Origin of the sequence: Saccharopolyspora sp. NPDC002686, assembly GCF_040295745.1 — a bacterium.
Classification (GTDB): domain Bacteria; phylum Actinomycetota; class Actinomycetes; order Mycobacteriales; family Pseudonocardiaceae; genus Saccharopolyspora; species Saccharopolyspora oryzae.
Genome location: NZ_JBEOVY010000206.1, coordinates 1 through 13,602, shown reverse-complemented (window position 1 = coordinate 13,602; position 13,602 = coordinate 1). Strand labels below are relative to the sequence as shown.

At 71.3% G+C, this 13,602-nt stretch carries 11 protein-coding genes, 1 tRNA gene and 1 pseudogene; 8 read left to right on the top strand and 5 right to left on the bottom strand.

Going from position 1 to position 13,602, the window contains the following annotated elements:
* Positions 1 to 47: 47 nt before the first annotated feature.
* Complete coding sequence (locus ABTZ89_RS24580) at positions 48 to 1,019, bottom strand: prephenate dehydrogenase (protein ID WP_351048676.1); 972 nt, start codon at positions 1,017 to 1,019, stop codon at positions 48 to 50.
* Between the two features lie 123 nt (positions 1,020 to 1,142).
* On the opposite strand from ABTZ89_RS24580, the gene ABTZ89_RS24575 reads away from it, so the two are divergent.
* From ABTZ89_RS24575 to ABTZ89_RS24550, 6 genes are all read left to right on the top strand, one after another.
* Positions 1,143 to 1,631 carry a tRNA adenosine deaminase-associated protein gene (locus ABTZ89_RS24575; protein ID WP_270953375.1) on the top strand — a complete coding sequence of 163 codons (489 nt, stop codon included), beginning with the start codon at positions 1,143 to 1,145 and terminating at the stop codon, positions 1,629 to 1,631.
* On the top strand, positions 1,628 to 2,116 hold the full coding sequence (locus ABTZ89_RS24570) for a nucleoside deaminase (protein ID WP_351048672.1): 489 nt from the start codon (positions 1,628 to 1,630) through the stop codon (positions 2,114 to 2,116). Before ABTZ89_RS24575 ends, ABTZ89_RS24570 begins: the two co-directional genes overlap by 4 nt.
* Before the next feature lie 67 nt (positions 2,117 to 2,183).
* Positions 2,184 to 2,402 (top strand): CsbD family protein, encoded by a 219-nt coding sequence (locus ABTZ89_RS24565; RefSeq protein WP_270953377.1) that lies wholly within the window; start codon positions 2,184 to 2,186, stop codon positions 2,400 to 2,402.
* A gap of 151 nt (positions 2,403 to 2,553) precedes the next feature.
* Complete coding sequence (locus ABTZ89_RS24560) at positions 2,554 to 3,111, top strand: RNA polymerase sigma factor (protein ID WP_351048669.1); 558 nt, start codon at positions 2,554 to 2,556, stop codon at positions 3,109 to 3,111.
* 43 nt (positions 3,112 to 3,154) lie between these two features.
* Positions 3,155 to 3,240: transfer RNA gene (locus tag ABTZ89_RS24555), tRNA-Ser, on the top strand.
* Between the two features lie 152 nt (positions 3,241 to 3,392).
* The gene (locus ABTZ89_RS24550) at positions 3,393 to 3,905 is read left to right on the top strand and encodes a DUF2231 domain-containing protein (RefSeq protein WP_351048666.1); all 513 of its coding nucleotides are present in this window, start codon (positions 3,393 to 3,395) and stop codon (positions 3,903 to 3,905) included.
* A 4-nt stretch (positions 3,906 to 3,909) separates the two neighbouring features.
* On the opposite strand, the gene eccCa is transcribed toward ABTZ89_RS24550, so the two are convergent.
* The 4 genes from eccCa to ABTZ89_RS24530 form a co-directional block, all read right to left on the bottom strand.
* Positions 3,910 to 7,875, bottom strand: a complete 3,966-nt coding sequence (eccCa, locus tag ABTZ89_RS24545) for a type VII secretion protein EccCa (RefSeq protein WP_351048663.1) — start codon at positions 7,873 to 7,875, stop codon at positions 3,910 to 3,912.
* A gap of 75 nt (positions 7,876 to 7,950) precedes the next feature.
* On the bottom strand, positions 7,951 to 8,349 hold the full coding sequence (locus ABTZ89_RS24540) for a hypothetical protein (protein ID WP_351048661.1): 399 nt from the start codon (positions 8,347 to 8,349) through the stop codon (positions 7,951 to 7,953).
* 104 nt (positions 8,350 to 8,453) lie between these two features.
* Positions 8,454 to 10,553, bottom strand: a complete 2,100-nt coding sequence (locus ABTZ89_RS24535) for an alpha/beta hydrolase (protein ID WP_351048658.1) — start codon at positions 10,551 to 10,553, stop codon at positions 8,454 to 8,456.
* 114 nt (positions 10,554 to 10,667) lie between these two features.
* Positions 10,668 to 10,997: a hypothetical protein gene (locus tag ABTZ89_RS24530; protein ID WP_351048655.1), complete on the bottom strand. Its 330-nt coding sequence runs from the start codon at positions 10,995 to 10,997 to the stop codon at positions 10,668 to 10,670.
* 155 nt (positions 10,998 to 11,152) lie between these two features.
* On the opposite strand from ABTZ89_RS24530, the gene eccD reads away from it, so the two are divergent.
* A complete protein-coding gene (gene eccD, locus ABTZ89_RS24525) occupies positions 11,153 to 12,493 on the top strand; it encodes a type VII secretion integral membrane protein EccD (protein ID WP_351048652.1) in 1,341 nt (446 codons plus the stop codon).
* Positions 12,494 to 12,509: 16 nt separating this feature from the next.
* A pseudogene (locus ABTZ89_RS24520) lies at positions 12,510 to 13,602 on the top strand (hypothetical protein); the annotation flags it as partial.

Sequence of the window (13,602 nt, the reverse complement as noted above, 5' to 3'; positions counted from 1 at the left end):
GGAAATCAGAGGTCTGATTTCCATTGAATTTGCGGATCACGGGTGCGTCAGGACGGGGTGGGGAGTTCGAGCTGGGCCGTGTCCTGGGTGAGGGCGACGACTCGGCCGCCGAGGTCGCCGAGTTCGCGGAGGCGCTCCGGGGCGTTGCCGTCGAGGCGGACGGTCGTGGTGGTGCGGGGGGTCGTCGCCAGGGCTTCGAGGGACCGGCGGGCCGCGTAGCCGGAGTCCACTGTGGACTTCAGGCCGCCGGTGGAGGCGAGGGAGCCGCGGGCCGCGCCCAGCCGGCCGAGGGCGTCGTCGACCGCGTCGAGCAGGGCGCTCCGGTTGCCCTCGGTCATGGCCCGGACCAGGTCCGGGGAGCTGCCCGCGACTCGCGTGCCGTCGCGGAAGGAACCCGCGGCCAGCGACAGCGAGAGCGGTCCGCCGTCCGCGCCGACGGCGGCGAGGACCGCGGCGAACACGTGCGGGAGGTGGGAGATCCGGGCGACGGCCGAGTCGTGCGCGGCAGCGGAGGTGGGCACCACCTGGGCGCCGCAGTCCAGCGCCAGCTGCGCGGCCTCCCGCCACGCTTCGAGGGAGGTGTCCTCCTCGATGGTCACCGCCCAGGCCGCGCCCCGGAACAGCTCGGCCGAACCGGCCTCCCAGCCGGAGCTCGACAGGCCGGCCATCGGATGTCCGCCCGCGTAGCGGGCTTCCGGCAGGACGCTGCGGACCTCGGCGTCGACCGGGTCCTTGACGCTGACCACGTCGGTCAGCCACGCGTCGGGGGCGTGCTCGGCGATCTTGCGCAGCACGCCGCGGACGGCGGTCACCGGCGTCGCCAGGACGATCAGCGCGTCCTCGGCGGCGGCGCGGCTCAGCGCCTCGTCGATCTCGAGGGCCTCGAAGCCGTCCGCCCGCGCTGCGTCGGCGTCGGCTTCGGATTTGGTGCTGCCCCAGGCGGGGCGTCCGGCGGCGGAGGCGGCCCGCAGCACCGAGCCGCCGATGAGTCCCAGTCCGATCACGCACACGGCACGCATCCGTCCATCCTGCCCGAACCCGACCGGTCACCGCGCACCCGGTCGAGCGGGATTCGGTGCCCGGAAGGTTACGAGCGCGCAATAGTGCTTTCGGGTGGCGTTCGCACGCTTTACGGTGTCCCCATGACGCTGCAGGAGCCGGTCGCGGGCTTCGCCGTCGCCGTGGTGCGCGAAGACGGGCGGTGGCGGTGCAGCGCGATGGACAAAACCGCGCTGACCGGCTTGGACGCCTCGATCACGGCGTTGCGCGAGCTGCGTTCCACGGGTGCCGTGTTCGGCATGTGCAATGTGGACGACGAGTTCTTCGTGCTGATCCGGCCGGTACCCGGTGGGGTGGACCTGCTGCTGTCGGACGCGGCCGCGGCGCTGGACTACGACATCGCCGCCGACGTCCTCGACCTGCTGCGCGTCGAACCGCCCGACGAGGACGACGAGGAGGTCTGGCCGGAGGGCAACCTGTCCATCCTGTCCGACCTGGGGCTGCCCGAGGGCGAGCTGCTGGTGATCATCGAAGAGGTCGACCTCTACCCGGACGAGCAGCTGGTGATGATCGCCCAGCGCTGCGGGTTCGGGGACGACTTCGAGAAGCTGCTGGAGAAGTTGGAGCAGTGAGCGATTCCGGTTTCCGCGCCGGTGACGTCGAGCTGGTGCGGGCCGCGCTGCGCGTCGCCGCCGAAGCACCGTCCACAGGGGATGTTCCGATCGGCGCGGTCGTGGTCGACCAGGACGGCCGGGTGCTCGCGCAGGCGCACAACCAGCGCGAAGCCCTCCAGGACCCCACCGCGCACGCCGAGATCCTCGCGCTGCGCGCCGCGGCCGCGGTGCACGGCGACGGCTGGCGGTTGGAGGGCTGCACCCTCGCGGTCACGGTCGAGCCCTGCACGATGTGCGCGGGCGCGTTGGTGCTGGCCAGGGTGGCTCGAGTGGTGTTCGGGGTGTGGGAGCCGCGCACCGGTGCCGTCGGATCGCTGTGGGACGTGGTGCGCGACCGCAGGCTGAACCACCGGCCCGAGGTCGTCGGCGGGGTGCTGGCCGACGACTGCGCCGCCGTGCTGGAGGAGTTCTTCGCCACCCATCGGAGTGATATCGACCGCTGAGCCGTAATGCGGCGGCTATCCGGGTACCCGAACTGGTGCACGTGTTCCCGAAGGGATGGAGTGACCGATGGGTGTGTTCGACAAGGCCAAGCAGCAGGCGGAGCAGCTGGTCGGACAGGCGAAGGAAGCCCTCGGCAAGGCCACCGGGAACGATGAGGTGAAGCGCGCCGGGCAACGCGACAAGATCGAGGGCGAGGTCAAGGAAACCGGCCAGGACATCAAGGACCGGGCTGCCGGAGCCGTGGACGAAGCCAAGGATCGCCTCCGCAAGGACGACGACAGCTAGGGCCGCTGCCGCGAAGGACGAGTTCAGCGGCCTTTGCGGAATATTCCACCGGTTCGGGTGGCCTGTCCTGGGCACCTTCGAGACCGGGGCCTGTGACGATGGGTCCGCTCCGCTACGTCGGGGCGGACCCATCGCGTTGCAGGGGAGTGACGTGGAGCCGACCGATGCGGTGTTGGCAGAGCGCATCGCCGCAGGTGACGATGCTGCCTTCGAACAACTGGTGCACCGCTGCTCGGCCCCGCTGCTGGGCATGGCGCTGCGGATGCTGGGCGATCGCGCGGACGCCGAGGACGTGGTCCAGGACGCGTTCCTCACGGTGTGGCGGCGGGCTGGAGAGCTCGTCGAACCGGCGGCTCTGCGCACCTGGCTGTTCCAGATCGCGCGCCGCCGCTGCCTGGTCGTCCTGCGCTCCAGGCGCACCCGTCGAACCGAGCCGGTGTGGTCGGTGCCGGAGCAGCGCTCGGTCGCCGGTGGTGCGCCGCTGGCCGACCCGGAGCGGGCGGTCGAGGCGGGTGCCGGGGTGATCGAGCTGCTGCGCGCCCTGGGTGACCTGCCGCCGCCGCAGCGCCAGGTCTGGGTGCTCGCCGAGCTCGACGGCCTGTCCTACCTGGAGATCGGCGAGCGCGTCGGCGCAGGTGAGCAGGCGGTTCGAGGTCGCCTGTTCCGCGCCCGGACCGCACTGGCGGAAGCGCTCCGCGCTTGGCGCTGACCCCCTCGTCGAGTCGCGCGACCCGACCTGTAACCTAGTCGGCGGTAGCGTGTCCGAGCGGCCTAAGGAGCACGCCTCGAAAGCGTGTGTGGTTAACAGCCACCGTGGGTTCGAATCCCACCGCTACCGCTCGAAAGGGCCGGTTCCCGCAGGGGACCGGCCCTTCTTCATCCCCAGGCCTGCGCATTCCCAGGTCTGCCGGTCGCGGAGGTTCCAAGGAACCTCGAAGAAAACCCGGTCAAGCTGAGCAGGGTCCGATCCGACTTGATCAGGAGTCCTGCATGCCTGTGTTCCTCAACGGACTACCCGTGCACGTCCTCGTCGTGCACGCCGTCGTCGTCCTGGTGCCACTGGCAGTGCTGGCCACGGTGACCGTGGCGGTCTGGCCCGCCGCGCGCCGCCGGTACGGCTGGCTCGCCGTCGCCGTCACTGCTGCCGCCACCGCGTCGGTACCCGTGGCGACGAGCAGCGGCGAAGGGCTGGAGCACCGGCTCGTCCCCACCGAGCTCATCCGGCAGCACACCCACCTCGGCGACCAGCTCCTGGTCTTCGTGGCCGGTCTGCTCGTCGCAGGCACCGCGCTCGTGTGGCTGGACCGGCGATCACGCCGCGAGGGATCAGGAGCGACCAGCCGTCTCGCGATGAAGTCGATCGTCGCGGCGCTCGCCGTCGCCACGATCGTCCTCGCAGCGGTGTCGGCTGTCCAGGTCGTGCGAATCGGCGATTCGGGAGCCCGGGCCGCCTGGGCGCAGACCCACTACGCAGCACCGCAGCCGGAGAAGGCGGACGACTGACGTCTCACGGGATCGCCGTCTGGACCTGGACCGGTGGCATGCTCCGGCGGGCCAGGAGGGCTCGGCCCGGTGGGAGGGTCCGGGAGGCCGTCGCGTTGATCAGGCGGCCTTCCATCCGGTCGCCGGAGAACAGGACTCCCGGGCTGCCCATGTCGCTCAGGGACTGGGTGAGCGGTTCGAACAGGAAGCGGGACGCGCCGCCGGTCCGGCGGGTCAGGACCAGGTGCAGGCCCAGGTCGCGGCCCTGCGGGGCGAACTCGGCCAGCGGGGCCAGCGGGTTCCCGGAGGCCGTGGACACCAGGTCGTAGTCGTCGACCACGACCACCACCTCCAAGCCGTCCCACCACGACCGGTCGCGCAGCTGCTGGGGCGTGACGTCCGGGCCAGGCATCCGCTCCTTCAGACCCGTGCACACCTCCTGGACGACCTGCGCGGTCTGCGTGGCGGACGTGCAGTAGGCCAGCAGGTACTCCTCCGGCACCTCCTCGAGGTGGGTGCGGCGGTAGTCGACCAGCACGATGCCCAGCTCCGACGCGGTCATCCGGCCGGTCAGCTGGGTCAGCAGGCTCGACACCAGCGTCGACTTGCCGGTCTGCGGATCGCCGTAGACCTGCAGGTGCGGGTCGTTGCCGAACAGGTCGAGGCGGGCCGGGCCGAGGTCGCGCTCGGACAGGCCGAGCACCAGGCCGGGGGCGTTCGGGTCGTCGTGACCCGGGATCGCGCGCAGCTTGACGCGTTCCGGCAGCACCTGCACCACCGGGACCGCGCCGTCCGGCCAGCGCTGGGCCACCTCGGCGATGAGCTCCTGCACACCGGTGGTCAGGTCGTCGGTGGTGGCGCTGCCGTCGATGCGCGGCAGCGCGACCTGCGCGTAGTTCTCCGACGGCACCAGGACCCGGCCGGGCTGGTCCTTCGGCAGCTCGTCGGCCGCGCGGCGGTCGATGTGCGACTCGAACGGGTCGTTGAGCCGCAGCTCCAGCCGGCCGCCGAAGGAGGACGCCAGCCGGACGCGGACCTGGTTGCCGGCGTTGGCGGTCAGCACGGTGTGCACGCCCAGCGCCGGCCCCCGGCCCGCGATGTCCATGACCACTTCTTCCAGGTCCAGATCGGATTCGCGCAGCACGCCCCAGCCGTCGAGCACCAGGAACACGTCGCCGAACACCGACGGCGGGACCTCGCCCGCCGCGCGACGGCGGCGCAGTTCGGCGGCGGAATCCAGGCCGTGCACCCGGAACAGGCGCTCCCGCTCGTCGAGCATGCCCTGCACGTCGGAGATCGTCCGGCGCACGCGGTCCGGGTCGGCTCGGGTGGCCACCGCCGCGACGTGCGGCAGCTGCTCGAAGGGGACCAGCGTGCCGCCGCCGTAGTCGACGCAGAAGAACGCGACCTGGCCCGGCGCGTAGCGCAGGGACATCGACGCGAGCATGCTGCGCACCAGCGTCGACTTGCCGGTCTGCGGCGCGCCCAGCACCACGAGGTTGCCCTCGGCGCCGGTGAAGTCCCACTCCAGCGCCTGCTGCCGCTGCTCGGCGGGGATGTCCTCGATGCCCAGGAGCGCGGTGACGCGCTGCGGATCGGCTGCGGCGCCGTCGGCTTCGAAATCCAGCACGCGGTCCAGCGGCAGCGCGGACGGCAGCGGATCGACCCACACCTGCCGCACCGGGCGGGCACCCGACTCGACCAGCCGCTGCACCGCCACCTGCAGCACCGTCCGATCGGACTCGGCGGCCTGGTCGGCGGCGTCCTGCGCGGCCTTGCGCGCCAGGTCCCGGCGCTGCTGGAGGAACCCGGCCAGCCCGTTGGTCGCGGTGTAGGGGACGACGAGATCGCTGCCGCGCTCCCGCTCCCGCGGCGGGCGGTACGGGGTGGTCACCAGGGCGGCCTTGAAGCGCTCGAAGACGCTGGTGTCGACCTTGAGGTAGCCCGAGCCCGGTTCCGGTGGCAGGTGGTAGGCGTCGGGAACGCCGATGACGTCGCGGGATTCGCCCTCGCTGAAGGTCCGCAGCCCGATCCGGTACGACAGGTGCGATTCCAGCCCGCGGATCTTGCCGGACTCCAGCCGCTGCGTGGCCAGCAGCAGGTGCACGCCGATCGACCGGCCGATCCGGCCCACCGCCACGAAGAGGTCCGCGAACTCGGGTTTCGCCGACAGCAGCTCGCTGAACTCGTCGATGATCACCAGCAGGTGCGGCAGCGGTTCCAGCGGCGCGCCGGTGGCCCGCAGGTCCTCGTAAGCGTCCACATTGGGCAGATCGACGCCGGCCTGCTTGCCGGCGTCGGAGAGCAGCTGCTGGCGGCGCAGCATCTCGCCGTCCAGCGCGTCGCGGAACCGGTCGACCAGCGACAGGTCGTCGGCCAGGTTCGTGATCATGCCCGCCAGGTGCGGCAGCTGCCGCATCCCGGCGAAGGTCGCGCCGCCCTTGAAGTCCACCAGCAGCAGCGCCAGCCGGTCCGGCGAATGCCCGATGACCAGCGAGCTCACCAGCGTGCGCAGCATCTCCGACTTGCCGGAACCCGTCGCCCCGACGACCAGTCCGTGCGGGCCCATCCCGCCGAAGGCCGATTCCTTCAGGTCCAGCATGACGGGGTGCCCGTCCACGCCGATGCCGATCGGCACCCGCAGGAACTCGCGCATCGGGCGCGGCCGCCAGGTGCTCGCGGTGTCCAGCGCGGCGACGTCCGGCACGCCGAGGACGTCGGCGAGCCCGACGGTCGAGTTCAGCAGCTCCTCGCCCTCGGACTCCACGACCACCAGCGGGGCGAGTTCGCGGCCCAGCGAGGACAGCTCGGCCGGGGACAGCCCGTCGGCCCGGAACCGGGTGCTCTCGCCGGAGATCCGCGCGCTGCCGTCCGGGACGACCTCGACGCGCAGGTCGACGCGTTCCGGTTCCTCGCGAGGGGTGCCGAGCAGGCAGATCAGGTGGATGCCCAGGTCGGCCAGCGACGTTCCGGCCGCGGCCTCGATCCCGGCCAGCGACGGCTGCGCCTCGCCGTCCACCACGACGACCAGCCGCTGGGTGCCCGCGCCCGGCGGCTTGCCCCGGCGCCGGGACAGGTCCTCGCGGCGGTGCTCCAGCTCGTCGGCCAGCAGCTGGGCGAGTTCGCCGGTGGTGGAGCTGATCAGCCGGACCGGCACGGGACCGTCGGCGCGCGAGTCGTCCAGCGTGTGCGGAAGCCACTTGGCCCAGTCCCACTGCTCGGCGAAGCGCTCGTGCCGGACCACGGCCAACCGCACGTCGTCCGGGGAGTGGAACGCGACGAGCTGCCCGACCAGCGCCCGCGCCACCCGCCGACCGGCCTCGCGGTCGCCGACGATCGACACGCAGCCCGCCTGGGCGAGCCGGATCGGCACCGGCTGATCGGCCAGCGACTCGTACCGGGTGACCAGCTGCTGCGCCGTGCCCAACGACACCGGGTCGTAGCTGACCAGCGGATTCGAGTCGTCGACGAGCAGGTTCAGCGGGCGGGCCAGCGGACGCGGGCCGATGCCGATCCGCAGCTCCAGGAAGTCCGGCGAGGTGGCCCGCCGCTCCCAGCGGCGCTGCGGCAGGCGCGAGACGTCCAGGAGCGTGTGCGGATCGGGATGCCGGAACGCCGCGCCGTCGCGTTGCAGCGCGACGATCTCCCGCAGCGTCCGGCGCAGGTCTTCGAGGTAGTCCAGGTAGCGCTCGCGCTGCAGCCGCATCCGCTTGCGCGGGCCCGAGCGGCTGCCGATGAACAGCACCACGCCCAGCGCCACCGAGGCGATCAGGAACAGCATGCCCGCGGCGGCGAACAGCGGCCGGTCCTGGTTGGTGAGCGTGATCAGCAGCGACCCCGACCCGGACACCAGCGGCATGATGATCATCGCCGCGCTGGTGGACTGCGGGGTCGCGTCCGACTGCTGCGGCGGCGCGGCCACCACGATCGGCTCGACCCCCGGATCCGGCACGTCCAACCGAGCCGGACGCCGCACCTGCGTCGTCCCCACCTGACTACCTCACGAGATCAGTTCGACGGCTCCGCGCTCAGCGGCGTCGGCCTCTTCACGAACGAGCCCGGCGGTTCAGCCGGACAGCTGGGTGCCGGTGTCGACGCAGCGGGTGGCTCCGGTGACACCGCCCTCCGGCTCCTCGTCGTTGACGGTCACGTTCATGGTGACGTCACCGCGGGTGACCTTGTAGGTGATTCCCGTCCGGTTCCGCGGTTCGCGAACCCCGTTGGCCTGCAGGAACGGTTCCAGCACTTCCTGGCCGGTGCGGCCGTCCACCTTGACCTGGACCGAGTAGATCCACTGGTACTCGGTGCTCGGCTTGCCGTCCGGACCGGTGCCGGACATGCCGCAGGGCTCCGCGCGGTCGGTGTCGGCTTCCGTGCCGGTCACCCCCGGCAGCTCGCCGACCAGCTGGTCCACCGCGGCGCGGACCTTCTGAGCTTCGGAGTTGAGGACTTCCTCGCTCTCCACTTTCCCTCCCTCGGCAGGTCGTTCCGGCTGGCCGCCGGGAGTCGCACAACCAGCGGCCGAGACCAGAACGGCAGACGCGACGATTCCGATGAGGCCCTTGGGTTTCACTTGACGTCCTCGTACTCCGGCTCGTAGTTGGGCAGATCCACCTGCTCCCGCTCGATCACACCATGCCCCGTGTCGATCTGCGCCGGTTCCTGGTACACCTCGACCTGGCCGCCGGTGTGGACGTTGTACATGTTCCACCAGGCGTCCGAGTCGTAGGAGAACACGTTGCTGTGCGACTTCGTCGGACCCGCGATGACCGAACCCGGCTTCTCGCCGTCGGGCACGTTCTTCGGGTCGTCCGAGTAGCGGCCCGTCTCCAGGCGCGTGACTCCGTCGAACTCGTCCGGGTCCGCGCCGTGGCCCAAGTTGCCCATCCCGAGCCAGTCCGGGCCGTTCTTGCCCTGGATGGCGCCGATCGCATCGCTCGGTGCCGTCATGGAGTACCGGGAGACGTGCTTGTTCGGGTTGTTGTAGTCGTCCGGGCTGTCCACGTTGTGCCCCATGCCCGCCGACTCGATGTGCAGAACCCGGTTGGCGTCCATGCCGTGCACTTCGCCCTTGCCGACGACCGCGCCGCCGTAGGAGTGGCCGGACACGGTGATCCCGAGGTCGTTGTCGGGGACGTTCCTGTTCATCTCCTGCCGCAGCTCGTGGGAGAAACCGGCCAGCTTCTTCCCGCCGTCCTCGGAGTAGTTCACGAACGGAGCGTCCTTCGGCACGCTGTCCGGCAGGTCCGAGCCCATCCAGGCGACCATGGCGAGGTTGTCGCCGGACCGGTCGGCTTCCCGGACGAAACCCTCGACCTTGTCGGCGACGCCGCCGAAGTTGTCGATGTCGGTGCCGGTCCCGGGCACGTGCACGCCGACGTTCTTGGTGTCCTTGTTGATGTTGCCGAGCAGCTCGGCCACCGCGCCGTCGTCCTTCGGGTCGAAGTACACGATCTTGCGGTGCACCTGGTTGGGCTCGCCCGGCAGGTGCCCGTAGTTCGTGCGGGTGTCGGTGAGCATGCCTTCCAGCGTCTTGGAGCGGGTTTCCGCCGCTTCCAGCTGCTTCTTCAGGTCCTGGATCTCCTGCGCGATCCGGGCGTTCTCGAGGTTGTAGCCCCCGCCGTAGGGGTTGTAGCCGGAGGTGTCCGACAGCTCGCCCTGCAGCTTCTCGATGCGCTTCTTCAGGCTCGCGATGTCCGCGTTCTTGTCGCCCAGCGCAGCGTTGATGCGGACGCGGTTCGACGTCGCGCGCATGTCGAAGGAGGCGCCGGAGAGGTTGCCGATGGCCGGGGCCAGCAGGAGCGCGTACCAGTGCTGCTGTTCGCCGGACAGGCCGCCGAGCAGCTTGCTGATGCCCTGGGCGTCGCCGGCCTTGGCCAGGGCCTGGAGTTCCTTGGCGATCGGGTCGCTGCCCATGGAGCCCTGGCCGTGGTTCACCAGGGCCTGCGCGAGTTTGGGGTCGTCGGGGTTGGTCAGGGCCTTCTCGACTTCAGCGGCGCTCATCTCGGCGAACTTCGCCGGTAGCACGCCCTTGCTGATCATGCTGGCCAGCAGGGCGTGGGGGCGGGCCGGGGTCCAGTCGCTGCCGAAGAGGGAGGTCGCCGCCAGGGGGAGGAGGCCTGCCGCGTCGAGCTGGTGGAGGGCTTCCGGGGTCGGGCCGTTGGTGAGCTGGCTGCCTCGGGTGCCCGCCTTGTCCTGGAAGCGCTCCCACAGGTCGGCGGCCTTCTTGTTGAGCTCCTCGAGCTTCGCGGACTTGGCCGAGGCGACCTTGCTGTCGTAGGAGGAGAGCTTCTCCTGCTTCTCGTCGGCCGGGACCTTGGCGAGCTCGGGCTTCTGGACGCCGAAGTTGCTGTCCTCGGCTTCGTTCCACTGCTTGATCAGCTTTTCGCGCTCGCGCTTGAACCACTCGACGTCCTCGGCCCAGCCGTCGGTGACGGCCTGCCCGAAGATCACCGCGGACACCGCGGTCTGGCAGGCGGATTCGTTGTAGGCCGCCTGCGAGGTGATGCGCGAGGAGATGAGATCGGAGAACGACTTGGCGGTGGTGCGCAGCGCGCTGCCCACCGACTGGCCGTGGCCGGTCAGACTTCCGGACACCGCTTCCAGATCGCCGGCGGCGGATCGGATGGTGCCCGCGTTCGCTTTCGTGTCTCGTGGATCGAAACTCACGGTTCGCGTCCTTCGTCCTCGACTGGCATCCGAGATTCAACCATCGGTGTGACGTTCGAGGCGGACGTCCGGTTCCACTTGGCGGGTTCTGGTCGCCCGCTGCTCAGCGGCGATTCACCCGACGTACAGCGAAACCACCAGGAGAACCCCGAGCGGAGCGAGCACCAGCGCGGGGATCCCGCGCAGCAGAACCGATTTCGTGGTCCTCCCGCGGACCGCGACGACCACCTGGAGCACGCACAGCAGCAGGCCGAGGACGCCGAGCACGACCGGGGTGCCCATCGCTTCGGCGCAGTCGGAGTCGTCGAAGTCGTCGGTGCACATCGCCGAGAACCCGAACAGCAGCAGGCAGAACCCCAGCCAGGGCATCAGCACGACGAACGTGGCCAGGGACACCGCGATCCGCGCTCCGATCGGCGCGGGGGTCTGTTGCTCAGCGATCACACCGGCCAGTCCAGCCGATCGCGGTGCGGTGGATAAGTGTGGAACTACTCAACCAGTTTCACCTCGCGGTCTTCTGAAATCGATACGCTGCGGCGGAACGCGAGCGGGCGTGAGGACGTCGGAGTTCTGGAGAGGTCGACACGGGAGGGAACGGGTTGACGAGGGCCTACAGCCGCGTGACGGTGCTGTCGGAGGACCGGCGGGTCGACGTCGCGCTCCCCGGTGGCAGCGCGGTGTCCGAGCTGATGCCGCAGCTGCTGGAGCTGTGCTCCCCGAACACCGAGCGCACCGAGCCAGCGCGGTGGGTGCTGGCCCGCGTCGGTGGCGCCGAGATCCCGCCGGACCGGACCCTGACCGACGCCGGCGTCACCGACGGCGACCTGCTCGAACTCCAGGTGCGCGGGACGCAGAACCGCCCGGCCTACGTCGAGGACGTGCGCGACGCGCTCGAGGACGCGATCGACCACGCCGGACTGCTCTGGAACCCGCGCGCCACGTTCCGATTCGCGCTCTACACCACGGCTTTCGCGCTCGCTCTGCTGATGTTGTTCGGCGAGGTGCGCGTGGTCGGGCAGCCGCTGCCGATCGTCTCCGCCGCTGGATTGGCGGGTGTTCTGGTCGGTGCCGCGCTCTGGGCGGCGTGGCGCGGCGAGCGCGCTGCGGTGCGCGTGCTGCTGGCGGTGGCTTGCGGCTGGGGCGCGCTGTGCGGGTGGTTGCTGGCGGGTCTGTGGGCGTGGCCGAGCTTGGCGGGCCAGGCTGCGGGCGCGGTGGTCGCCACGGTGGTCGCGGCGGGATCGTTCGTCGGAACTCGCCTCGCCGCACCGCACCTCGCGGCGACCGGCACGGTGGCGATCGCCAGCTCGGTGGTGGCCGCGGTGACGGCGTTCGACGTGTCGTCCTTGCAGGTCACGAGGGCTGTTGCGGTGATCTGCGTGCTGGTGATCGGGGCTCTCCCGAGGGTTGCTCTGGCCGCTGGTGGCGTCGCGAACGCCGACTACCAGGTGCGCAACGCGAGCGTGCTGGGCGCTGCTCAGCTGGCCAAGCGCATCCGGCTTTCCGCCGAGCTGCTCACCGGTTCCGTGCTCGGCATCTCCGCGGTCGCGATCTGGCTGGTGGGAGCGCTGGCGCTGTCTGAGCAGCTGTCGGACCGCTTGCTCGCCGCGGTCGTCGCGGTCGCCGTCCTGCTGCGCTCGCGGGTGTTCTCGCAGGTCCACCACGTCGTGCCGTTGCGGGTGGCCGGGCTGGTCGGGCTCGCGGTGAACGGGCTGCACCTGTACTGGGACGACCTCCCGGCGCGGCGGCCGCTCCTGCTGCTGGCGCTGGTCGCGGTCGTGCTGGTGGCGCTGGTGCTGAGCTCGCTGGCGCTGTCCGACATCGTCCGGGCGCGGATCAAGCGCACGCTCAACATCGTCGAGCTGGCCGTGGTCGTGCTGGTCCTGCCGGTGGCGGCGACGGCGCTCGGGCTGTTCGACGCGATCGGCGGGATGACGCGGTGATCCGGGAGGGAGTGGCATGAGCGACGAGTCCCAGGGCGAGGAGCTGCAGGCCGGGGCCCAGTCCAGCGCCGCGGAGCTGCGGCGGATGGGCATCGACCCGGCGGCGCTCGGCCTCAACCCGACCTCCTCGGTGCCGTCCGCCGAGCCGACGCAGAAGATCCGCCCGGAGGAGATCCAGGCTGGCCGCAACGCCCAGCCGCCGATGCCGCCCGGCGTCAAGGGCGGCTGGATGCCGCTCACCCCGCCTCCGGGAACACCGGCCGTGCCGCCGCCGGGCACGCCGCCACCCGGGACACCGGCCGTTCGACCTGCGGCGTTGAACCGGCCGCTCGGCGCGAACCCGGCCCCGAGCGGACCGGCCGCGGCGCTGCAAGCGGTCGCGAATCCCGAGCCCCCGACGCTGGTCCCGCACGGTTGGCGACGGCTGCTCCGGTCGGCCAGCTTCGGGCTGGTCACGCCGGGAGCGGCCGAGATCGCCGAGCGGGAACGCCGCCTGCTCGCCCGGATCCGCGCAGGTCAGCAGCAGCCGCGGGTGATCGCCGCGGTCGCGGGCAAGGGCGGCGTCGGGACGACGACCACATCGCTGCTGGTGTCGGCCGCGCTGGCCGCGTTGCGCCACGACCCGGTGGTGATCGCCGACGCGCAGTCCGGCACCCACTCGCTCGGCCGGAAGCTCGCGCAGCAGCCCGCACCCCGCTCGGTCCAGGTCCTCAGCGCGCCCAGCGGGAACCGCCCGCTGCCGCTGGTGGCGCCCGGCGGTCTGCGGATCCTCGACAGCGCCCGCCGCCAGGACCGCATCACCGGCGGTGAGCTGGCGCGATACGTCGGGCTGCTCCGCGAGCACCACGCCTTCACGGTGCTCGACGTCGGTGCGGGAGCCTTCGAAGCCGCGGACGCGGCGCTGCACAACGCCGACCAGGCGGTCCTAGTCACCACCTCGACCCAGGACGCGGTGCAGTCCGCGCACGACCTGCTCGGCAGGCTCGAAGCCCTCGGCGCGCGGCGCCTCCTCGGCTCCCTGCTGATCGTCGTGGTGTGCCTGCCGGGCACGGACCGCCGCAAGGTCACCGCAGAGATGCGGAAGCGCTTCGCCGAGCAGGCGAAGGTCG